The 20,520-nt window shown below is 66.4% G+C and carries 17 protein-coding genes and 1 tRNA gene; 13 read left to right on the top strand and 5 right to left on the bottom strand.

Features of this window, described 5'->3' with window-relative positions; genetic code table 11:
* Position 1: 1 nt before the first annotated feature.
* Positions 2-901 (top strand): pirin family protein, encoded by a 900-nt coding sequence (locus OMW55_RS08985; RefSeq protein WP_264882523.1) that lies wholly within the window; start codon positions 2-4, stop codon positions 899-901.
* Positions 902-942: 41 nt separating this feature from the next.
* Here the strand turns inward: OMW55_RS08985 and OMW55_RS08980 are convergent, their stop codons facing one another.
* Positions 943-1,209: a hypothetical protein gene (locus tag OMW55_RS08980; protein WP_264882521.1), complete on the bottom strand. Its 267-nt coding sequence runs from the start codon at positions 1,207-1,209 to the stop codon at positions 943-945.
* A 677-nt stretch (positions 1,210-1,886) separates the two neighbouring features.
* On the opposite strand from OMW55_RS08980, the gene OMW55_RS08975 reads away from it, so the two are divergent.
* From OMW55_RS08975 to OMW55_RS08935, 9 genes are all read left to right on the top strand, one after another.
* The gene (locus tag OMW55_RS08975) at positions 1,887-2,798 is read left to right on the top strand and encodes an alpha/beta fold hydrolase (RefSeq protein ID WP_264882519.1); all 912 of its coding nucleotides are present in this window, start codon (positions 1,887-1,889) and stop codon (positions 2,796-2,798) included.
* 11 nt (positions 2,799-2,809) lie between these two features.
* Entirely contained in the window at positions 2,810-3,262 is a 453-nt protein-coding gene (gene nusB / locus OMW55_RS08970; RefSeq protein ID WP_264882518.1) for a transcription antitermination factor NusB, read from the top strand.
* Between the two features lie 87 nt (positions 3,263-3,349).
* Positions 3,350-4,285: a thiamine-phosphate kinase gene (gene thiL, locus OMW55_RS08965; protein WP_264882516.1), complete on the top strand. Its 936-nt coding sequence runs from the start codon at positions 3,350-3,352 to the stop codon at positions 4,283-4,285.
* A gap of 160 nt (positions 4,286-4,445) precedes the next feature.
* The gene (locus OMW55_RS08960; protein ID WP_264882514.1) at positions 4,446-6,617 is read left to right on the top strand and encodes a sodium-translocating pyrophosphatase; all 2,172 of its coding nucleotides are present in this window, start codon (positions 4,446-4,448) and stop codon (positions 6,615-6,617) included.
* 605 nt (positions 6,618-7,222) lie between these two features.
* Positions 7,223-7,474 carry a translation initiation factor IF-1 gene (gene infA / locus OMW55_RS08955; protein ID WP_114227326.1) on the top strand — a complete coding sequence of 84 codons (252 nt, stop codon included), beginning with the start codon at positions 7,223-7,225 and terminating at the stop codon, positions 7,472-7,474.
* A 9-nt stretch (positions 7,475-7,483) separates the two neighbouring features.
* A complete protein-coding gene (locus tag OMW55_RS08950; RefSeq protein ID WP_264882511.1) occupies positions 7,484-8,056 on the top strand; it encodes a Maf family protein in 573 nt (190 codons plus the stop codon).
* The gene (locus OMW55_RS08945; RefSeq protein ID WP_264882510.1) at positions 8,049-8,990 is read left to right on the top strand and encodes a ribonuclease; all 942 of its coding nucleotides are present in this window, start codon (positions 8,049-8,051) and stop codon (positions 8,988-8,990) included. The genes OMW55_RS08950 and OMW55_RS08945 overlap by 8 nt, the downstream gene beginning before the upstream one ends.
* Positions 8,974-9,150, top strand: coding sequence for a DNA gyrase inhibitor YacG (locus OMW55_RS08940; protein ID WP_264882509.1), 177 nt, complete (start codon positions 8,974-8,976; stop codon positions 9,148-9,150). Before OMW55_RS08945 ends, OMW55_RS08940 begins: the two co-directional genes overlap by 17 nt.
* A gap of 43 nt (positions 9,151-9,193) precedes the next feature.
* Positions 9,194-9,269, top strand: a tRNA-Phe gene (locus tag OMW55_RS08935).
* 7 nt (positions 9,270-9,276) lie between these two features.
* Here the strand turns inward: OMW55_RS08935 and OMW55_RS08930 are convergent.
* Genes OMW55_RS08930 through OMW55_RS08915 form a run of 4 tightly spaced genes read right to left on the bottom strand, consistent with a single transcriptional unit; the run spans position 9,277 to position 10,624 of the window.
* Positions 9,277-9,702, bottom strand: a complete 426-nt coding sequence (locus OMW55_RS08930; protein ID WP_264882507.1) for a potassium channel family protein — start codon at positions 9,700-9,702, stop codon at positions 9,277-9,279.
* Positions 9,703-9,714: 12 nt separating this feature from the next.
* Positions 9,715-9,981, bottom strand: a complete 267-nt coding sequence (locus OMW55_RS08925) for a DUF5985 family protein (RefSeq protein ID WP_264882505.1) — start codon at positions 9,979-9,981, stop codon at positions 9,715-9,717.
* Positions 9,978-10,253, bottom strand: a complete 276-nt coding sequence (locus OMW55_RS08920) for a DUF5985 family protein (protein WP_264882504.1) — start codon at positions 10,251-10,253, stop codon at positions 9,978-9,980. Before OMW55_RS08920 ends, OMW55_RS08925 begins: the two co-directional genes overlap by 4 nt.
* Before the next feature lie 2 nt (positions 10,254-10,255).
* Positions 10,256-10,624, bottom strand: coding sequence for a hypothetical protein (locus OMW55_RS08915; protein WP_264882503.1), 369 nt, complete (start codon positions 10,622-10,624; stop codon positions 10,256-10,258).
* Between the two features lie 171 nt (positions 10,625-10,795).
* Here OMW55_RS08915 and OMW55_RS08910 point away from each other — a divergent pair, with 171 nt between their 5' ends.
* From OMW55_RS08910 to OMW55_RS08900, 3 genes are read left to right on the top strand one after another with little or no spacing between them, the layout of a single operon-like run.
* On the top strand, positions 10,796-16,168 hold the full coding sequence (locus tag OMW55_RS08910) for a HAMP domain-containing protein (RefSeq protein WP_264882501.1): 5,373 nt from the start codon (positions 10,796-10,798) through the stop codon (positions 16,166-16,168).
* Between the two features lie 2 nt (positions 16,169-16,170).
* Positions 16,171-18,219, top strand: a complete 2,049-nt coding sequence (locus OMW55_RS08905) for a response regulator (RefSeq protein ID WP_264882500.1) — start codon at positions 16,171-16,173, stop codon at positions 18,217-18,219.
* A 28-nt stretch (positions 18,220-18,247) separates the two neighbouring features.
* Positions 18,248-20,518: an ATP-binding protein gene (locus tag OMW55_RS08900; RefSeq protein ID WP_264882498.1), complete on the top strand. Its 2,271-nt coding sequence runs from the start codon at positions 18,248-18,250 to the stop codon at positions 20,516-20,518.
* The last annotated feature ends 2 nt before the right edge of the window (positions 20,519-20,520 follow it).

Below are 20,520 nucleotides of genomic sequence, written 5' to 3'. Positions count from 1 at the left end.
GATGGAAGGTCCCCCGATCCTGCTCGACCTCGCCCCCGTCACCCATGACCTGGGCGGCTTCAAGGTCCACCGCACCCTGCCGCACAAGCAGCGGACCATGGTCGGACCCTTCATCTTCTTCGACCAGATGGGACCGGCCCGCCTCGGCGTCGGCGAGGGCATCGACGTTCGCCCCCACCCGCATATCAACCTCGCCACCGTGACCTACCTGTTCGACGGCGCGATCGATCACCGCGACAGCCTCGGCACCGTGCAGCGGATCGAGCCGGGCGCGGTCAACCTGATGACCGCCGGCCGCGGCATCGCCCACTCCGAACGCTCCCCTGCCGACCAGCGCAACGCCGGGCCGACGCTCGACGGCATTCAAACTTGGCTCGCCCTGCCTCGCGCCAGCGAGGAGCAGGACGCCGGCTTCGAGCATGTCGCCGCCGATCGCCTGCCGTGGATCGAAGGCGATGGCGTTCGCCTCAACCTCATCATGGGCGAAGCCTATGGCGCCCGCTCACCCGTGACGCAGCACAGCCCCACCATCTACGCCGCGATCCACCTCGAGCCGGGCGCCAGCCTCCAGCTCGAACGCGAAGCGGACGAGCGCGCCGTCTACCTGCTCGACGGCGAGGCCAGCATCGATGGCCACGCTCTCATGCCGCAGCACCTCGTCCTCCTCGCCCCCGGCCACACGCCGGTGCTCCGCTCGATGAGCGGCGCCCGCCTGATGCTGTGCGGCGGCGCGCCGATGGACGGCGAGCGCCTCGTCTGGTGGAACTTCGTCTCCTCCAGCCGCGAGCGCATCAACGAAGCCAAACGCGCCTGGAAAGCCGGCGAGTTCACCTTGCCGCCCGACGACAAGGGCGAGTCGATCCCGCTGCCCGAGATCCCGCTGACGGTCAGCTATCCCTGAACGATCCAGCGCCAATGTCTTTTTCGGGTGGAAATCGGACGTTAGAAGTTGAGCGCACGAATGGCTGTTGGCTGGTCAGCCGTCGCGAGAGAAGCAAGGGCCGTCGTGCAATCTTGACTGCCGTGTAGGTCGCCGCAGAGAACGAGTTCACCCCTGTCGTGCAGTATCGACTTAGCTCGACCCTCGTCTTCAAAGCCGATGAGGAAGTATCCGAAGTTCGCCTCTTCGAATAGGCTGCTGACGATCCGCTTGCGGGGGTCGGCATGTAATGCACTCAGGATGGTCTCGTAGGCTTCTCTGGCGTCCATAGGCCCGCAGCATATCCGACAGCCTCATGTCCGCAATGGGTGGAAAATCGGGCATAATGGCTGAGGCCGAGCTTACAGCTTAAGCGTGTAACCCCGACTACCCAGGACTGTACGAAATCGCTTCCAGAACGGCAGCCATGGCTCAAGCGCATCGTTGATACATGTCCGCTCGACTGTGACTTGGGATGCGGCGCTGCCGCTCCGGGCAGTAATTGCGATTGCTACGCTCACCTTGGGACTCTGAAGAATGATTGTCTTCTTAGTCGTCGGCTTCCCCTCGTAGCCCGAGTTCACACGACTGAAGGACATACCTAGCGTCTTGGCGGAGGAGGCCTTCAGCATACGGGACAACTCCTCAACCTTCGACCAAGGAAGCAGCAGTGTCGCAGTCTCCCTTACCCCCGCACGCTTCGGATTTGAGCAGACGGTGGAAGTGCCGTGTGCCGCATCGGCTGGCATGACGAGGGCAATCGCACAGAGGATCATTCCGACGTGCAGGCTTCGCATTCTAAGACCGATGCGCTCGTCTCCTAATGTCCGCAATGGGTCGAAAGCGGACATCACCGTTGCGAGCGGCAAGCGGCTTATGTCGGCGCTGCGCCCGAGTGCGCGTGGCCCGCAAGGCTAGTCTTCTTGACGGCGGCGACAGGAACTGGATTGTTCCACGTTCGCTCGCAATGACGGAGGCTGACGTGCGCTTCGAGAAGATCCCGCTGCCCACCGGCGTCACCCTCAACACTGCCCTCGCGGGCCCGGAGGACGGTCCCGCAATCCTCTTCCTCCACGGCTTTCCCGAATCCCACCGCACCTGGCGCGGGCTCGTGCCGCTGCTGGAGGACCACTACCGCCTGATCATGCCCGACCAGCGCGGGTTCGCAGCATCAGACGCGCCGCAGGACAAGGACGAGTATAGTACCGACAAGATCGTCGCCGACCTGTTCGCGCTGGTCGACCGGCTTGGCCTGGACGATTTTACCCTGGTCGGTCACGACTGGGGCGGCGCAGTGGCCTGGGCGGCCGCCCTGCGCGGTGATCCCCGGCTCACTCGCCTCGCCATCGTCAACGCGCCGCACCCCGTCATCTTCCAGAAAAGCCTGATCGAAGACGCCGACCAGCGCGCCGCCAGCCAGTACATCACCGCTTTCCGCACCCCCGGGTTTGAGCAGGCGGTGGAGGCGATGGGCTGGGACACGTTCTTCGCCAAGGGCTTCGGCGACTATGTCGAGCGCGGGCTGATCTCGCCGGAGGAGAAGGCGCAGTACCTGGCCGACTGGACCCAGCCGGGCGTGTTTACCGCCATGCTCAACTGGTACCGGGCGGCCGCCGTGATCGTCCCGCCGCCGTCCGTAACCGTGCCGTTGCCCGACTTCCTGCTCAAGGCCTTCCCGAAAGTGAAGGTCCCGACCCTCGTCGTCTGGGGCATGAACGACAAGGCGCTGCTTCCAATACAGCTGGACGGCCTCGACACGCTGGTGGACGACCTCACCATCGTCCGTGTCCCCGACGCCGGTCATTTCGTCCCCTGGGAGAACCCGCAGGCCGTTGCCGCCGCCCTCAAGCCTTTCCTTGAGCTGGCCAAACGGGCATAGGCCCGCGCCTCATGACCGCTCTCGCCCGTTCCCGCTCGCGCTCCGCCGCGCGGCTCGCTGCCGTCCAGGCCCTCTACCAGCTGGAGATGGAGCCCAAGCCGGTCCCTCAGCTGCTCCACGAATACCACCAGCACCGGCTGGGCGAGACCATCGACGACAACGAACTGGTCGATGCCGAGGTCGACTTCTTCGACGACGTGGTGCGCGGGGCCGAGGCCCGCCGGGACGAGATCGAGCGCCTGATCTCCGCCAATCTTGCCGAGGGCTGGAAGCTGGAGCGCCTTGATCGCCCGATGCGCGCCATCCTGCGGGCGGGCACGTTCGAACTGCTCGCTCGCGCCGACGTGCCGGTCGGCAGCGTCATCAGCGAATATCTCGACGTCGCCCACGCTTTCTACGACAAGAAGGAAGTGTCGTTCGTGAACGGGCTCCTCGACACCATCGCCAAGGACGCGCGGAAGTAGCGTCGAGCCGCAGGCAACGCGGCGATGCAGTGCATTGAATAACACCGGATTGCTTCGCTTCGTTCGCAATGACGGTAAGGTCGGTTCATGACGACCGAGTTCGACCTCCTCCAGCAACTCCGCAGTATCGCCACTGACCCGGCCGCACGCGGGTTGCTGGACGATGCCGCGGTGCTCGGCGACCTTGTTTTGACCCACGACACGATCGCCGAAGGGGTTCACTACCTCCCCGACGACCCCCCCGCCTCCGTCGGCTGGAAGCTGGCGGCGGTGAACCTGTCCGACATCGCCGCCAAGGGGGCCGTGCCTGCCGCCGCGCTGCTGTCCCTGACGCTCCGAGGAGACGGCGAGTGGGAGCAAGCCTTCCTCGACGGCCTCGCTGCCGCGTGCGAAAGCTACGGCCTGCCGTTGATCGGCGGCGACACGATCGCCCTGCCGGCGGGCGCTCCACGAGTGCTCGGCCTTACCGTGGTCGGCCGTTCGGATGGCCGCGTTCCGGCCCGGTCCGGTGGCCAACCCGGGGACGCCTTGTGGCTCGCCGGCACCATCGGCGACAGCGCCGCCGGCTTGCAACTCCTCGGCGCCGACCCGCGCAGCACCGGTGTGCTGGTGGACACTTATCGGCGCCCGGTGCCTTTGCTCGCGGCGGGCCGTGCCCTGGCGACGGGCGCCTCGGCCATGATGGACGTGTCGGATGGGCTGCTGCTCGACTGCGCTCGGCTAGCGGGCGCGAGCGGGTGCGGAGCTGACCTGGACCTCGACGCCCTGCCCCTTTCCAGCGCTTTCGTCGCCGAGCGCGGCGCCGGGCGCGCCGCCCGGCTGTTCGCCGCGACTGGCGGCGACGACTATGCCCTGCTCGCCGCGCTGCCGGCCGGCCTCGACCCGTTCACCCTATCTTTACCGGCCGACGCCAGGCTCACCCGCATCGGCACCCTCGCGCCGGGCAGCGGCCTTGCGCTGCACGACAGCGGGGGCGCCGTTCCGCTGCCGGAGCGCCTGGGCCATGAACATCGCACTTCCTGACTGGCGCCGCCTCGCCATCGCCCTGGCCGGCCTCGCCTGCGGCGGCCTCACCGCGCTTCTGCTGGCGGCCTAGACAGCCCCCGTTTCGTCGTTACAACTTCGCCCCGTCTACGCGGGCGGTGTCCTGCCGCCCCTTCGTAACAGGGGAAGCAAACAACCCATGACCGTGACCTTGATCGCGATCGCCTGCGGGGTGATCGCCGTGCTCTACGGACTGCTGACCAGCCGTCAGGTCCTGGCTCAGCCGGCCGGTAACCAGCGAATGGTCGACATCGCCGGGGCCATCCAGGAAGGCGCCCGCGCCTACCTCGCCCGTCAGTACACCACCATCGCGATCGTCGGCGTGGTCGTCGCCGTGCTGGTCGGTCTCTTCCTCGGCCTCACCCCCGCCATTGGCTTCATCGTTGGCGCCATCCTGTCGGGTGTCGCCGGCTTCATCGGCATGAACATCTCGGTCAAGGCCAACGTCCGCACGGCGGAGGCGGCCCGCACTTCGCTGCAGGGCGGCCTCACCACGGCCTTCCGCTCTGGCGCCATCACCGGCATGCTGGTGGCCGGCCTGGCGCTGCTCGCCATTTCCGGCTTCTTTTACGTAATGGTCGCCGTCCGCGGCCATGCGCCTAACGACCGCGCCGTGGTCGATGCGCTGGTCGCCCTCGCGTTCGGCGCCTCGCTCATCTCCATCTTCGCGCGTCTTGGCGGCGGCATCTTCACCAAGGCGGCCGACGTCGGCGCCGACCTGGTCGGCAAGGTGGAGGCCGGCATCCCGGAAGACGATCCCCGCAACCCGGCCGTGATCGCCGACAACGTTGGCGACAACGTCGGCGACTGCGCCGGCATGGCGGCCGACCTGTTCGAGACCTATGTCGTGACCGTGGGCGCCACCATGGTGCTGACCGCGCTGCTGATCGGTAATGCGGCGGGTGACATCCTGGCGCTGATGAGCCTGCCGCTGATCGTGGGTGGCGTGTGCATCATCACTTCGATCATCGGCACCTACATGGTGCGGCTCGGCCGCGGCCAATCGATCATGGGCGCGCTCTACAAGGGGTTCTGGACCACGGCGCTGCTGTCGATCCCGGCGCTGTTCATCGCCACCCGCCTGACGCTCGGCGATCTCAACCAGCAGATCGGCGGTGCGGAGGCGGCGGGAACCGACCTCGATGCCGGCTCGGCCGTGGCGGCCCAGACCGGCGGCTTCACTGGCTGGGACCTGTTCTGGTGCATGATGATTGGCCTGGGCGTCACCGCCTTGCTGGTCTGGATCACCGAATATTACACCGGAACCAAGTACCGCCCCGTGAAGTCGATCGCCAAGGCATCGGAAACCGGCCACGGCACCAACGTCATTCAGGGCTTGGCGATCAGCCTTGAATCGACCGCCCTGCCGACGATCGTGATCTGCGTCGCGATCATCGCTTCCTACCTGCTTGCCGGCCTGATCGGAATCGCCTTCGCCGCCACCGCCATGCTGGCGCTGGCGGGCATGGTCGTCGCCCTCGATGCCTATGGCCCGGTCACCGACAATGCCGGCGGCATCGCGGAAATGAGCGGCATGGAGGACGAGGTGCGCCATCGCACCGATGCCCTCGACGCGGTTGGCAACACCACCAAGGCGGTGACCAAGGGCTATGCCATCGGCTCGGCCGCGCTGGCGGCGCTGGTGCTGTTCGGCGCCTACACCACCGACTTGCGCGAGTTCTCGACCGAGCTCGGCATCGGCGGCGGCAACGCGGTCGATTTCAGCCTGTCCAACCCGTATGTCGTGGTCGGCCTGCTGCTTGGTGCCCTGCTGCCCTACCTGTTCGGGGCGATGGGCATGACCGCCGTCGGGCGGGCGGCCGGCAACGTGGTGATCGACGTCCGCGACCAGTTCGCCAACGACAAGGGCATCATGGCTGGCACCAGCCGTCCCAACTACGCCCGCACCGTCGACCTGGTCACCCGTGCGGCGATCAAGGAGATGATCGTGCCGTCGCTGCTGCCGGTGCTGACGCCGATCGTCGTCTACTTCGTGATCGCCGCGGTGGCCGGGCGTGAGCAGGGCTTCGCGGCCCTGGGCGCCCTGTTGCTGGGCGTGATCGTGTCGGGCCTGTTCGTCGCCATCTCGATGACCTCCGGCGGCGGCGCCTGGGACAATGCCAAGAAGTACATCGAGGACGGCAACCACGGCGGCAAGGGCTCGGAAGCCCACAAAGCGGCGGTGACCGGCGACACGGTCGGCGATCCCTACAAGGACACCGCGGGGCCCGCCGTCAATCCGATGATCAAGATCACCAACATCGTCGCCCTGTTGCTGCTCGCCGCGCTGGCGGGCCACGGCGCCGGCTGATCCTCGAACAACTGGTCAGACGAAAGAGGGGCGGCAGGCCGGTCCTGCCGCCCCTGCTTCGTTGGTGAAGGGACGGCCGCGCTCGATGTCCGCTTCCGACCCATTGCGGACATTCGACTGATTGCTATCCTGACTTAATGAATGTCCGTTCGTTTGCAGTCTTCATGCTCGTCTTTACCTTCGGTCTTGTGATTGGCGATTGGCTATGGGGCGGCATGCACAAAGTGGATGAGATGTGGGCAGGACGGGTCGCCTGCGGATTCGGCGCGGTGCTATTGTTCTGGGGCTTTCGGCACCTGCGTTTGCAACGACGCTAACGTCCGCTATCCACCCAGAGCGGACATTCACCGAACGCCTTGAGCAACAGGATTTCGCCTGCTCTCCTCTGGCGATCTTGCGTACTCGGGCTCTTTCAAAATGTTGAACCAGAGGCCACATGGGGCGTGCGAAACGTCCCAAGGGTGACCCGAAGCGCATCACGGTGGTGATGCCTTCGTTCTCTTCGGAACCGCCGAAGCTAGTAGCAAGCTGCCGCCCGCCTTCCCTTTTCGTCGCCCTCCCGCTAAGGGGCCGCGACTTCAATCCGCTTGAGCACAAGGAATTGCATGGCCAAGGAAGAACTTCTCGAAATGCGCGGACGCGTGGTGGAACTGCTGCCCAATGCCATGTTCCGCGTCGAGCTCGAGAACGGCCATGAGATCCTCGGCCACACCGCCGGCAAGATGCGCAAGAACCGCATCCGCGTCCTCACCGGCGACGAAGTGCTGGTGGAACTGACGCCCTACGACCTGACCAAGGGTCGCATCACCTACCGCTTCATGCCCGGCCGCGCAGGACCGCCCGGCTACAACGGCTAAGGCAGCCCCATGCGGCTGATCCTCGCCTCGGCGAGCCCGCGCCGCCTGGACTTGCTCGCCCGGATCGGCGTCACGCCCGACGCCGTGCTGCCCGCCGACATCGACGAGAGCGTGCCCGGCGGCGAGCTTCCGCGAGACCATGCCCTGCGCCTCGCCAGCGAGAAGGCGGCGGCGGTGGCGGAGCGCGAGCCCGAGGCGCTGGTCCTCGCCGCCGACACCGTGGTCGCGGTCGGCCGCCGAATTCTCCCCAAGGTCGAGGACGAAGCCACGCTGCGTACCTGCATGGCGCTCCTAAGCGGGCGCCGCCACCGCGTGATGACGGGCGTCGCCCTGGCCGCGCCGGGACAGAAGCTGCGCACCCGGGTGGTCGAGACCACCATCGCCATGAAGCGGCTCTCTCCGGAGGAGATCGACTACTATGCCGGCCATGGCGAATGGCGCGGCAAGGCCGGGGGCTACGCCCTGCAGGGCTATGGCGAGGTCTACGTCCGCCACATCGGCGGCAGCTATTCCAACGTGGTCGGCTTGCCGCTGGCCGAGACCCGGCACCTGCTCAAGGCCGCGGGCTATCCCCTTGCCTGACTGGGTCGTGGAGCGCGGTATCGGGGAAACCCGCTTCGCGCTGCTCGAAGCCGACCAGATCATCGAGGCTCGCATTCTGCTGGACGGCATCCTGCCCGCAGGGACGATCGTGGACGCCCGTCTGGTTTCCGTCGGCACGAACGGCCGCAACGCGTTAGCGGTGGCCCCGGACAGCACCGAACTGCTCCTCCCCCATCGCCCCGCCGGCGTGGCCGAGGGCGCCCTCCTTCGCCTGGAGATCGTGCGTGAGGCCATCCCTGGCACCGAGCCGTGGAAACGCCCGCTCGCCCGCCCGGCCGCAGAAACGCCCACCCCGCATCCTTCCCCCCGATCCGCCACAATCGGCGAGCTCGACCGTGCGGGCTGGTCCGACCTGCTCGACGAAGCCGCCACCGGCCTGATCGACTTCCGCGGCGGCCAGCTCCGTCTGTCACTCACCCCCGCGATGTGTCTGCTGGACGTAGACGGCACGCTCCCGCCCGACGAGCTCGCCGTGGCCGGCGCCAGGGCTGCTGCCCACTCCATCCGCCGCTTTGGCGTCGGCGGCTCGATCGGCATCGACCTGCCCACCACCCACGGCAAGGCTCCTCGGGCTGCGGCTGCGGCTGCAATCGACGCCGTTCTCGCCGGCGTGCCGTTCGAGCGCACGGCAGTGAACGGCTTCGGCTTTGTCCAGATCGTCCGTCCACGCCGCCACGCCTCGCTTCCCGAGATATACGCCGGCGATCGCGCCGCAGCCGAGGCTCGCGCCCTGCTGCGCCGTGCCTGTACCCACGTCGGCGCCCTCACGCTCGCCGCCCATCCGGCCGTAATCGCCGCCCTGGAACGACAGCCCGACTGGACCGATCAGCTTGCTCGTCAGGTCGGCGGTGCCGTCGCCTTGCGGTCCGACCCGCGGCTTGCCATCTCCGCTGGCCATGCCGAGCCCAGCTAAGACCTGCCCGCTGTGCGACCGCCCGGTCGCGCCCGACCATGCCCCGTTCTGCAGCCGCGGGTGCAAGGACCGCGACCTGCTGCAATGGCTTGGCGAGGGTTATCGCATTCCCGGTCCGCCGGCCGATCCCGGGCTGGACAGCGACGGGGGGCACGGCTAGGGAGCCGCTCGCCTCGCGCGGTGGTCCTTCATCGCGCCCGTGGGCCCAGGTAGCTCAGTTGGTAGAGCATGCGACTGAAAATCGCAGTGTCGGCGGTTCGATCCCGTCCCTGGGCACCACCTCGCTTCAGACCCGCCGCAGCAGACCAACTACCCTGATCAGCAGCGCCGTCGACCAGCCTATCATCAGGATGCCGTTGATCCCTTCGATCGCTGACACCAGCCGCCATCGCTCGGCCATGACGGCGTCGCTGTAGCCGATCGCACCATAGGTGATGGTCGAGAAATAGACCGCCTCGCGCAAATCGTGGATGGCGCCGACGGCGAGGTACAACAGGCCGTACAGCCAGATCTCGATCCCATGCAGGCCGATCAGCGCCAGCACCGTGAACAGCACCATCCCCAGGCTTCGCATCGAGGCCGGATGCAGATGCTCGGCATTCTCCCGCCGCTTCTCCAGCCCGAGCAGGCGGCCGAGCACTACCAACCCGCCGCCGTGCACCAGCACGGTCAGCACCACCATCACCGTGGAGACGATCAGTTCACGCAACACGCGGCTGCTGTCCTAGCCCACGGCCGACCGGTTCTTACGGAAGACGGCGGCCAGGATCAGCAGAAACGCTGTCAGCCTGATGAGGTAGATCCAGCTCCGCTCCTCGATCGGCAGTCCACAGAGCGCCAGCAGGGTTTGCCCGACGCCCAGCAGCAGGAAGGCGGCAGCGAAGGAGCGGAACAAAGGGTCGCCGGTCCGTCGCCAGAAGCGCAGAAAGAACAACGCGGCGACCAGGAAGGCCGCGACCAGCATGCCCGACAGGAAATCGTACAGGGTCATGCCTCTTCCTGGTCCCAGATGAATCCAAACAGCAGCACTCCCATGCCGACCAGTGACAGCACCAGCCGCCACGAGCGTAGGTCCAGCTGCGGCCACACCAGCAGGTCCACCACCAGCAGCAAATTGTTAAGGCCGAGAAAAGCGAAGCAGATCGCGCTCCATAGCAGCAGCCGCGCCCCGCTGCGCGCATAGCCTCGGGCAAGCAGGACGGCACAGGCGCTGCTGGTACCAAAGCAAAGCAGGTAGACGGCGGCGGCGAAGATCGGCTGCATGGTCAGTCCTTTCTCAACCGGAAGGCATCGGCGAATGCGGTCAGGCCGCGCGCCTGGCCAGACACGATCAGCCGGCGGACGGCGTCCGGCCGGCGCGCGTACAGCTCCTGCGCGCCGTCGGCGAGCGCCGCGAGGTCGGCAGACGCCGGCGCGAAGTTGGCCCGCCCCGCCTCGTCCACCGCCACCAGCCCCGCCGCGATCAGGTCGTGGAGCGCTTGTCGGACAACCAGGTCGCTCGCGCGCAGCATGCCTACAAGCTCCGTAACGGCATGCTGCCCTGGCTGGCGCTTCAGCAGCAGCAGCAGCTCCAGCGCCCATACCGAACGGAAGCTGCCAGAGACAAAACTGGTGATCTCCTCGGGGCGTATCATCGCCCGTCCGGCTAGCAGCCTGAGTCGAAACGGCACAACCCCGTTGGTCGAGCAGACGACAGAGGACTTGATTTTCACCGCGTGTAAAGGAAAGCCCTTTCATTCAAGACAGCTCGGCAGCCGGGGGGCTGCCTCAACCGGGCGGGGGGAGAAGCGAACACGGAGAGATAATTGAACGTTCAGGCCTCGCGCGGATCCTTTGATCGCCGCCAGCTCGTCACCGCTCTTCGTGCGCTTCGCCGCGGCGATTTCACCGTTCGAATGCCGGAGGACGCCGAAGGCATCGACGCCGAAATCGCGTCGCTGTTCAACGAAGTCGTCTCCTTGAACGAGGACATGGCGCAGGAATTCGAGCGCCTGTCCCAGGTCGTCGGCAAGGAAGGCAAGATCAGCCAGCGCGGGCAGGTGAAGAACGCCCGGGGCGGGTGGGACACAGCCATCCGCTCGGTCAACGAACTGATCGAGGACATGGTGCAGCCGACCGCGGAAGTGTCGCGCGTGATCGGCGCCGTGGCCAAGGGCGACCTGTCCCAGACCATGACCGTCGAGATCGATGGCCGCCCGCTACGGGGCGAGTTCCTGCGTATCGGCAAGGTCGTGAACACCATGGTCGAGCAGCTCGGTTCCTTCTCGGCCGAGGTGACCCGCGTGGCGCGCGAGGTCGGCACCGAGGGCAAGCTGGGCGGCCAGGCAAACGTGAAGGGCGTCGCCGGTACCTGGAAGGACCTCACCGACAACGTGAACGCCATGGCCACTAACCTGACGGGCCAAGTCCGCAACATCGCCGAGGTGACCACCGCCGTTGCCCGCGGCGACCTGTCGAAGAAAATCACCGTGGAGGTGAAGGGCGAGATCCTGGAGCTCAAGAACACCATCAACGTGATGGTGGATCAGCTCAACGGCTTCGCCTCGGAGGTGACTCGCGTGGCGCGTGAGGTCGGCACCGAGGGCAAGCTTGGCGGCCAGGCCCGGGTGGAAGGCGTCGCCGGCACCTGGAAGGACCTCACCGATAACGTCAACCTGATGGCCGACAACCTCACGGGACAGGTCCGCAACATCGCCGAAGTGACCACCGCGGTGGCGAAGGGCGATCTTTCCAAGAAAATCACCGTGGACGTGCGCGGCGAGATTCTGGAGCTGAAGAACACCATCAACACCATGGTGGATCAGCTTAACGGCTTCGCTTCCGAAGTGACTCGCGTGGCCCGCGAAGTTGGCACGGAGGGCAAGCTTGGCGGGCAGGCGCAGGTGCCGGGTGTCGCCGGTACCTGGGCCGACCTGACCAACAACGTGAACTCCATGGCGGCGAACCTTACCGGTCAGGTCCGCAACATCGCGGAAGTGACCACCGCGGTAGCCCGCGGGGACTTGTCCAAGAAGATCACCGTCGACGTGCGCGGCGAGATCCTCGAGCTCAAGAACACCATCAACACCATGGTGGACCAGCTGAATTCTTTCGCGTCCGAGGTGACCCGCGTGGCGCGCGAAGTGGGCTCGGAGGGCAAACTGGGTGGCCAGGCGCAGGTGCCCGGCGTCGGCGGCACCTGGGCCGACCTCACGGACAGCGTGAACCTGATGGCCGGCAACCTGACCGGTCAGGTTCGCAACATCGCCGAGGTGACGACCGCAGTGGCCAAGGGCGATTTGTCCAAGAAGATCACCGTCGACGTGAAGGGCGAAATCCTCGAGCTTAAGAACACCATCAACACCATGGTGGACCAGCTCAACAGCTTCGCATCCGAGGTGACCCGCGTGGCGCGCGAAGTGGGCTCGGAAGGCAAGCTTGGCGGCCAGGCGCAGGTGGAAGGCGTCGCCGGCACCTGGGCCGACCTGACCGAAAGCGTGAACCTGATGGCAGGCAACCTGACCGGTCAGGTCCGCAACATCGCCGAGGTGACCACCGCCGTGGCCCGTGGCGACTTGTCGAAGAAGATCACGGTGGACGTGAAGGGCGAGATCCTGGAGCTCAAGAACACCATCAACGTGATGGTGGACCAGCTCAACGGCTTCGCCTCGGAGGTGACCCGCGTGGCGCGCGAGGTCGGCACGGAGGGCAAGCTCGGCGGCCAGGCGCAAGTGCCCGGCGTCGGCGGCACGTGGAAGGACCTGACCGACAACGTGAACGCCATGGCGGCGAACCTAACGGGTCAGGTGCGCAACATCGCGGAGGTGACCACCGCGGTGGCGCTCGGCGACCTGTCCAAGAAGATCACCGTCGACGTGAAGGGCGAGATCCTTGAGCTCAAAAGCACCATCAACACCATGGTGGATCAGCTCAATTCCTTCGCCGGCGAGGTGACCCGCGTGGCGCGCGAGGTCGGCACCGAAGGCAAGCTCGGCGGCCAGGCGCAGGTGCCGGGCGTCGCGGGGACCTGGGCCGACCTCACCGACAACGTGAACCTGATGGCCGCCAACCTCACCGGCCAGGTCCGCAACATCGCGGACGTGACCACCGCGGTGGCCAAGGGCGACCTTTCCAAGAAGATCACGGTGGACGTGAAGGGCGAAATCCTCGCCCTCAAGAACACCATCAACACCATGGTCGATCAGCTCAACGGCTTCGCCTCCGAAGTGACCCGCGTGGCGCGCGAGGTCGGCACGGAGGGCAAGCTCGGCGGCCAGGCGCAGGTGCCGGGCGTGGGCGGTACCTGGAAGGACCTCACGGACAACGTGAACCTCATGGCCACCAACCTCACCAACCAGGTGCGCGGCATCGCCGAGGTCGTGACCGCGGTCGCCCAGGGCAACCTGAAGCGCAAGCTGACGGTGGACGCCAAAGGCGAGATCGCGGCGCTGGCGGAGACGATCAACTTCATGATCGACACGCTGGCGACGTTCGCCGACCAGGTGACCAACATGGCGCGCGAGGTCGGCATCGAGGGCCGGCTGGGCGGCCAGGCCCGAGTGCCGGGCGCGGCCGGCCTGTGGCGCGACCTGACCGACAACGTGAACCAGCTCGCCGCCAACCTGACCAACCAGGTCCGCTCGATTGCTGACGTGGCGACCGCCGTGACGAAGGGCGACCTGTCGCGCTCCATCGCGGTGGAGGCGTCCGGCGAAATGGCCGCGCTCAAGGACAACATCAACGAAATGATCCGCAACCTCAAGGAACAGACCTTGAAGAATGCGGAGCAGGATTGGCTCAAGACCAACCTCGCCCGGTTCAGCCGCATGCTGCAGGGCGAGCGTGACCTCGCCACCGTGTCCAACCTCATCATGTCGGAGTTGGCGCCGCTGGTGAACGCGCAATATGGCGTGTTCTACGTCACCAAGCGTGAGGAGGACGAGACCAAGCTGGAGCTGGTCGCCAGTTACGGCGCCGACAGCCCCGACAAGCTGCGCCGCGAGTTCAGCCTGCGCGAGGGCCTCGTCGGCCAGGCCGCGGCGGACAAGCGCCCGATCCTGCTCAAGAACGCGCCGGCCGACTTCATCCGCATTGGCTCAGGCCTCGGCCACTCCGCGCCCGCCAACGTCAACATTCTGCCCGCGCTGTTCGAGGACGACGTCAAGGCGGTGATCGAGCTCGCCTCGTTCAACGACTTCAACGAAACCCACCAGACCTTCCTCGACCAGCTGATGGAATCGGTCGGCATCGTCTTGAACACGATCGCCGCCACCATGCGCACCGAAGGCCTGTTGAAGCAGTCGCAGCTGCTGACGCAGGAGCTGCAGGCCCGCCAGACCGAGCTCACCACCAAGCAGGAAGAGCTGCACGCCACCAACGAGGAGCTGCAGGAAAAGGCGCAGCTGCTCGAGAACGAGAAGAAGCAGGTCGAGGCCAAGAATATCGAGATCGACATGGCCCGCCGCGCGATCGAGGAAAAGGCCGAGCAGCTGGCGCTGACCTCCAAGTACAAATCGGAGTTCCTTGCCAACATGAGCCACGAGTTGCGCACGCCGCTCAACTCGCTGCTGATCCTGTCCAAGCTGCTGGCCGACAACCAGCAGGGTAACCTCAACGACAAGCAGGTTGAGTTCGCCCGGACCATCAACTCGGCCGGGTCCGACCTGCTCAGCCTCATCAACGACATTCTCGACCTGTCAAAGATCGAGTCCGGCACCGTCAGCATCGAAGTCGGCGAGATGCCGATGGTCAGCCTCAAGCAGCACATGGAGCGCACGTTCCGCCAGCTTGCCGCAGACAAGAACCTTGACTTCAACGTCAACTTCGATGGCAAGCTGCCCGACGCGATCCGGACCGACGAGAAGCGGCTGCAGCAGATCGTGCTCAACCTGCTGTCCAATGCATTCAAGTTCACGGCGCGGGGTGGCGTCACGCTCGACGTCAGCTGCGCGACCGGCGGCTGGAGCCCCAACCACCCGGTCCTGCGCGACGGCGACCGGGCGATTGCGATCGCGGTTACGGACACCGGTATCGGCATCCCGTTGGACAAGCAGAAGCTGATCTTTGAAGCCTTCCAGCAGGCCGACGGCACCACCAGCCGCAAGTACGGCGGTACCGGCCTCGGCCTGTCCATCAGCCGCGAGATCGCCCGCCTGCTCGGCGGCGAATTGCAAGTTCGCTCGACGCCCGGCGAAGGCTCCACCTTCACCCTGTTCGTGCCGCTGGAAGCGGCGCACGCCGACACAGCGCCCGTCGGGGCGAGCAGCGCCCGCTACGAGAACAGCGGCGCCAACGTGCCCACCGCCTTGCCCAACGCGTTCGAGGTGCAGGACGACCGGGACGAGCTCGGCAGCGACCCGTTCGTGCTGATCGTCGAGGACGACCCGACCTTTGCCGCCATCCTGCTCGACCTCGCACGGGAGAACGGCCTCAAGGGCGTGGTCTCGACCGCCGGTGCCGGCACCCTGGCGCTGGCCCGCAAACTGAAGCCGCATGCGATCACCCTCGACCTTGGCCTCAGCGACATCGACGGGTTCGTGCTGCTCGATCTCCTGAAGCACGATCCGGACACCTGCGACGTTCCCATCCACGTCATCTCCGGCGCGGATCGGCGGGAGTCGGTGCTGTCAATGGGCGCGTTCGGCGTGACGGAGAAGCCGGCGGACCAAGGCGAACTGGCCAAAGTCTTTCGCGACCTCCTCGGCCAGGCGCGCAAAGGATCGCGCAAGCGGTTGGCCGCGCCGCGCGCCGCGCCTGCGCCGGTGCGCGAGGTGCCGGAACTGGCCGGCGCCAAGATGCTCATCGTCGACGACGACATCCGCAACATCTTCTCACTCACCAGCGTACTCGAAAGCTATGGCGTCGAGGTGCTGCACGCTGAGCGGGGCAAGGAGGGCATCGCCATCCTTGAGCGCACGGACGGCATCGATGCGGCGCTGATCGACATCATGATGCCGGAGATGGACGGCTATGAAACCATGCAGCAGATCCGTTCCCGGCCGCAGCTCAAGGACGTGCCGCTGATCGCGGTGACCGCCAAGGCGATGAAAGGCGACCGGCAGAAATGCCTGGATGCGGGTGCGTCCGACTATATTGCCAAGCCGGTCGACATCGACCTGCTGCTTGCCCTGTTGCGCGTCTGGGTCGCCCGCGGCCGTGACGCCGCGAACGGCCCGGCCATGGTCGAGGCGGCGGAGTAATCGTGAACCTGTCCACCCCACTGATCCCGTCCGATCGCGACGGTGCCGCCGAGCGCGCGCGGGTGCTCGTGGTCGACGATGACGAGCGCAACCTCCTCGCCATCGAGACGGTGCTGGAGGACATTGGCGAGGTCGTCGTCGCCCGCTCCGGCGAGGAAGCTCTGCGGCAGCTGCTCAAGGGTGACTTCGCCGTCATCCTGCTCGACGTCTATATGCCGGGCATGGACGGCTACGAAACGGCGGGGATCATCCGCAGCCGTGAGCAGACCAAGCGCATTCCGATCGTATTCCTGTCGGCCGTCAACAAGGAGACGGAGCACCTGATCCGCGGCTATTCGATGGGCGCGGTCGACTATGTGTTCAAGCCGGTCGATCCAGTCGTGCTGCGGTCCAAGGTGGCAGTGTTCGCGGACCTGTTCGCCAAGACCCGCGAGATCGAACGCAAGGCCCGGCACGAGCAGGCTTTGCTGGACGCGAACCTGCGCGCCAACGCCGAATTGCTCCGCGCCGAGCAGGAACTGCGCCGGGCCGAGCAGCGGCAGGCGGCGATCATCCAATCGTTGCCCATCTTGCTCTACCTTGAGCCGCTGGCCTGCGACCCCCGCTGCCCCACGTTCGTCAGCGGCGATTTCGAAGGGATTACGGGCTACGCGTTCGCCCACGTGATGGAAAATCCGACCCTGTGGGCGTCCCGCCTGCACGAAGAGGATCGCGACCGCGTCCTGCGCGCGCTCGACGAGCGGGCGAGTACCGGAAAGCTATCGGTCGAATACCGCTGGCGCTGCGCCGACGGCAGCTACAAGCACTTTCACGATCAGGCCGTGTTGCTGAAGGACGCTGCCGGCGGCCCGGTGGAATATGCCGGCACCCTGACCGACGTGACGGAGCGCCGCACGCTGGAAAGCCAGCTGGTCCACGCACAAAAGATGGACGCGATCGGCAAGCTGACTGGCGGCATAGCGCACGACTTCAACAACCTGCTCGCGGCCGTGCTGGGCGGCATCGGGCTGATCGAACGCCGCGCCGACCTGGCGGACGAACATCGCAAGATCCTCGGCATGACCCGACGCGCGGCCGACCAGGGCACCGAGTTGGTCGGTCGCCTGCTGGCCTTCGCGCGCCGCCAGCAGCTGCAGCCCGCGCCGGTGGACCTGGCCGCGTTGCACAAGGGGGTCCACGACCTGCTCAGCCACACCCTCGGCGGGCTGGTGGAGCTGCAATGGCAGCTGCCCGACTACGAATGGCGCGCGTTCGCCGATCGGTCGCAGCTGGAACTGGCGCTGATGAACCTCATAATCAACGCCCGCGACTCCATGCCCGATGGCGGCACCATCACCACCACGGCGAGCAGCCGGCTGGTGGAAAGCGGCAACAGGCTGGAACTCGCGCCCGGCCGCTATGCCGCCTTGGAGGTCGCCGACCAGGGCTCCGGCATTCCGCCCGAGATCATGGAAAAGGTGCTGGAGCCCTTCTTCACCACCAAACCCGTCGGCAAGGGCACCGGCCTTGGCCTCAGCATGGTCTATGGCTTCGCCCGGCAGTCGGGCGGCACGCTGCAGCTGGACAGCACGCCTGGTGAGGGCACCCGCGCCACCATCTGGCTGCCGGAAGCCACGGCCGGCGAGCAGCGCGCGGAGCCCGACGCCCAGGCCATCGAGGCGCCCGATGTGCCGCCGCTCACCATCCTGCTGGTTGACGACCACCCCGAGGTGCGTGTGACCACCGCCGCCGTGCTGCGGGAACTCGGCCACCAAGTCATCGAAGCGCCGTCGGGAGCAGATGCCCTCGAGCTGCTGAAGGAGGATGGCGACGACATCGATCTGCTGCTCAGCGACTATGCGATGCCGCACCTGAGCGGGACCGACATCGTCGGCGCAGCCCGCGAGCGGCGCCCGGACCTGCCAGCGCTGCTCATCACCGGTTATGCCGATGCCGACGAGATTGGCGAGCGCCCGGCCAACGTGGCCATCCTCAGCAAGCCGTTTACCCTACCCGACCTCGCCTCGGCCCTTGCCCGCACCGTGCGCAGCTGCCGCCCCGCCGCGAAATGAGTCGGCCGGACCTCATGGAATTGGAACCTTGACCCAGACTGCTCTCGACAGCGCGCCCAGCGGCAACGGCGGTTCGCTGGACCTGACCACCTGCGACCGCGAACCGATCCACATCCCGGGCAACATCCAGCCCTATGGCGCACTGCTGGTGCTGGAGCCGGGAACCCTGCGCATCCTCCAGGCCGCCAACGGTACGGACGCGATCCTGCGCTCCGCCGGTTCCGTGGTCGGCGCCACCCTGGCCGACGTGCTGCCGCCGAGCGTGTTCGCGGCCGTCGAGCAGGTCGAGGCCGCCACCCTCGCGCCGGGGGTGACGCATCTCGGCACCGTCCGCTTCGCGCACGATGGCGGCTGGCGCTCCTACCACGCCATTGCGCACCGCTCGGCCGAGCGCATCATCCTTGAGTTCGAGGAAACGGTTGCCGACGAGCCCGGCTCGTTCGAGGATCTCTACCCGCATGTCCGCGAGTTTCTGGACAGCCTGCAGGCGGTGTCGTCCGTGCAGCAGCTCGCCGACATGGCCGCGCGGGAGGTGCGGAGGATTACGGGCCTCGACCGAGCGCTCGTCTACCGCTTCGATGAGGATTGGAACGGCACGGTGATCGCCGAGGACCGCAACGAAGCCCTGCCGTCCTACCTCGACCTTCGATTCCCGGCCTCCGACATTCCGGCCCAGGCCCGCGAGCTGTACCGGCTTAATCGCCTGCGCCTCATCGCCGACGCCAACTATGTGCCAGTCGCGATCGAGCCGGCGCTGGACCCATCCTCCCGGGCGCCCGTGAACCTCAGCCTGTCCGTCCTGCGCAGCGTCTCGCCCGTGCACCTGCAATATATGCGCAACATGGGCACCCATGCTTCCATGTCGATCTCGCTGTTGCGCGACGGTCGGCTCTGGGGGCTTATCTCGTGCCACAACGCCGCGCCGCACCGCGTGCCCTACCATGTGCGCACCGCCTGTGACTTCATCGGGCAGATTCTCTCGCTGCAGCTGGCCGCCAAGGAACATGCCAGCATTGCAGAACAGCGCCACGCCCGCCGCACCATCAGCGCCCGCCTGCTCGGCCACATGGCGGCCGAGGACCATTTCCTCGATGGCCTGATCAAACATGGCGAGGACCTGCTCGCCCTGACCAACGCGGCCGGCGCGGCCGTGGTGTTCGGTGGCACCTCCGCCCTGATCGGCGACACCCCCGAGCCGGCGGCCGTCGACCGCATCATCTCCTGGCTTGCCGAGCAGCGCCATGACGACGACGTGTTCACGACCGACAACCTGGCCGCTGCAATGCCGGGCGCCGAGGCGCTCAAGGATCATGCCAGCGGATTGCTGGCGATCGCCATCTCGCAGGTCCACGACAGCTACGTCATCTGGTTCCGGCCCGAGGTGATCCGAACGGTGAGCTGGGGCGGCGACCCGCGCAAGCGGGCCGAGGTGGAGCCGGACGGCCTTAAGCTGCATCCGCGCACGTCGTTCGAGGTATGGAAAGAAACCGTCAGCCTTCGCTCCGCTCCCTGGCACGAGACCGAAGTCGAGGCCGCGACCGAACTGCGCACCGCCATCGTCGACATCGTGCTGCGCCGCGCGGAGGAGATGGCCGGACTGTCCGAGCGGCTGGTCGCGATCAACAAGGAGCTGGAGGCGTTCAGCTACTCGGTCAGCCACGATCTACGCGCGCCGTTCCGCCACATCGTCGGTTATTCGCAGCTCTTGAAGAACAACGAAGGTCCGACGCTGACCGAGCGGGGCCACCGTTATGTCGACACGATCATCGAGTCGGCCATCTCCGCCGGCACCCTGGTCGACAACCTGCTCAGTTATTCACAGATGGGGCGGGCCAGCATGTTGCCGGTCTCCGTCGACATGAACGCACTGACGGCGGAGGTCATCCGCAAGCTGGACATGGAGATCGGCGCGCGAACTATCGAATGGAAGCTCGGCGAACTTGCTCCGGCGCGCGGCGACCTGACGATGATCCGCCTGGTTCTGCAAAACCTCATCTCCAACGCCATTAAGTTCACGCGCGACCGTAACGCGGCGGTGATCGAGATCGGGTGCGAGCCCGGCCAGGGTGAGAACAGCTATTTCGTGCGGGACAATGGCGTCGGCTTTGACGGCGCCTACGTGTCCAAGCTATTCGGCGTCTTTCAGCGACTGCACCGGGTCGAGGAGTTCGAAGGCACGGGTATTGGCCTCGCCAACGTGCGGCGCATCGTCGAACGTCATGGTGGTCGGGTCTGGGCAGAAGGTCAGGTGGACGTTGGCGCGACGATCAGCTTCGTCCTGCCCAGTGGAACGGAGTGAAT

Origin of the sequence: Sphingomonas arvum (assembly GCF_026013565.1) — a bacterium.
Classification (GTDB): Bacteria; Pseudomonadota; Alphaproteobacteria; order Sphingomonadales; family Sphingomonadaceae; genus Sphingomicrobium; species Sphingomicrobium arvum.
This window is presented reverse-complemented; position numbering and strand designations above follow the sequence as displayed.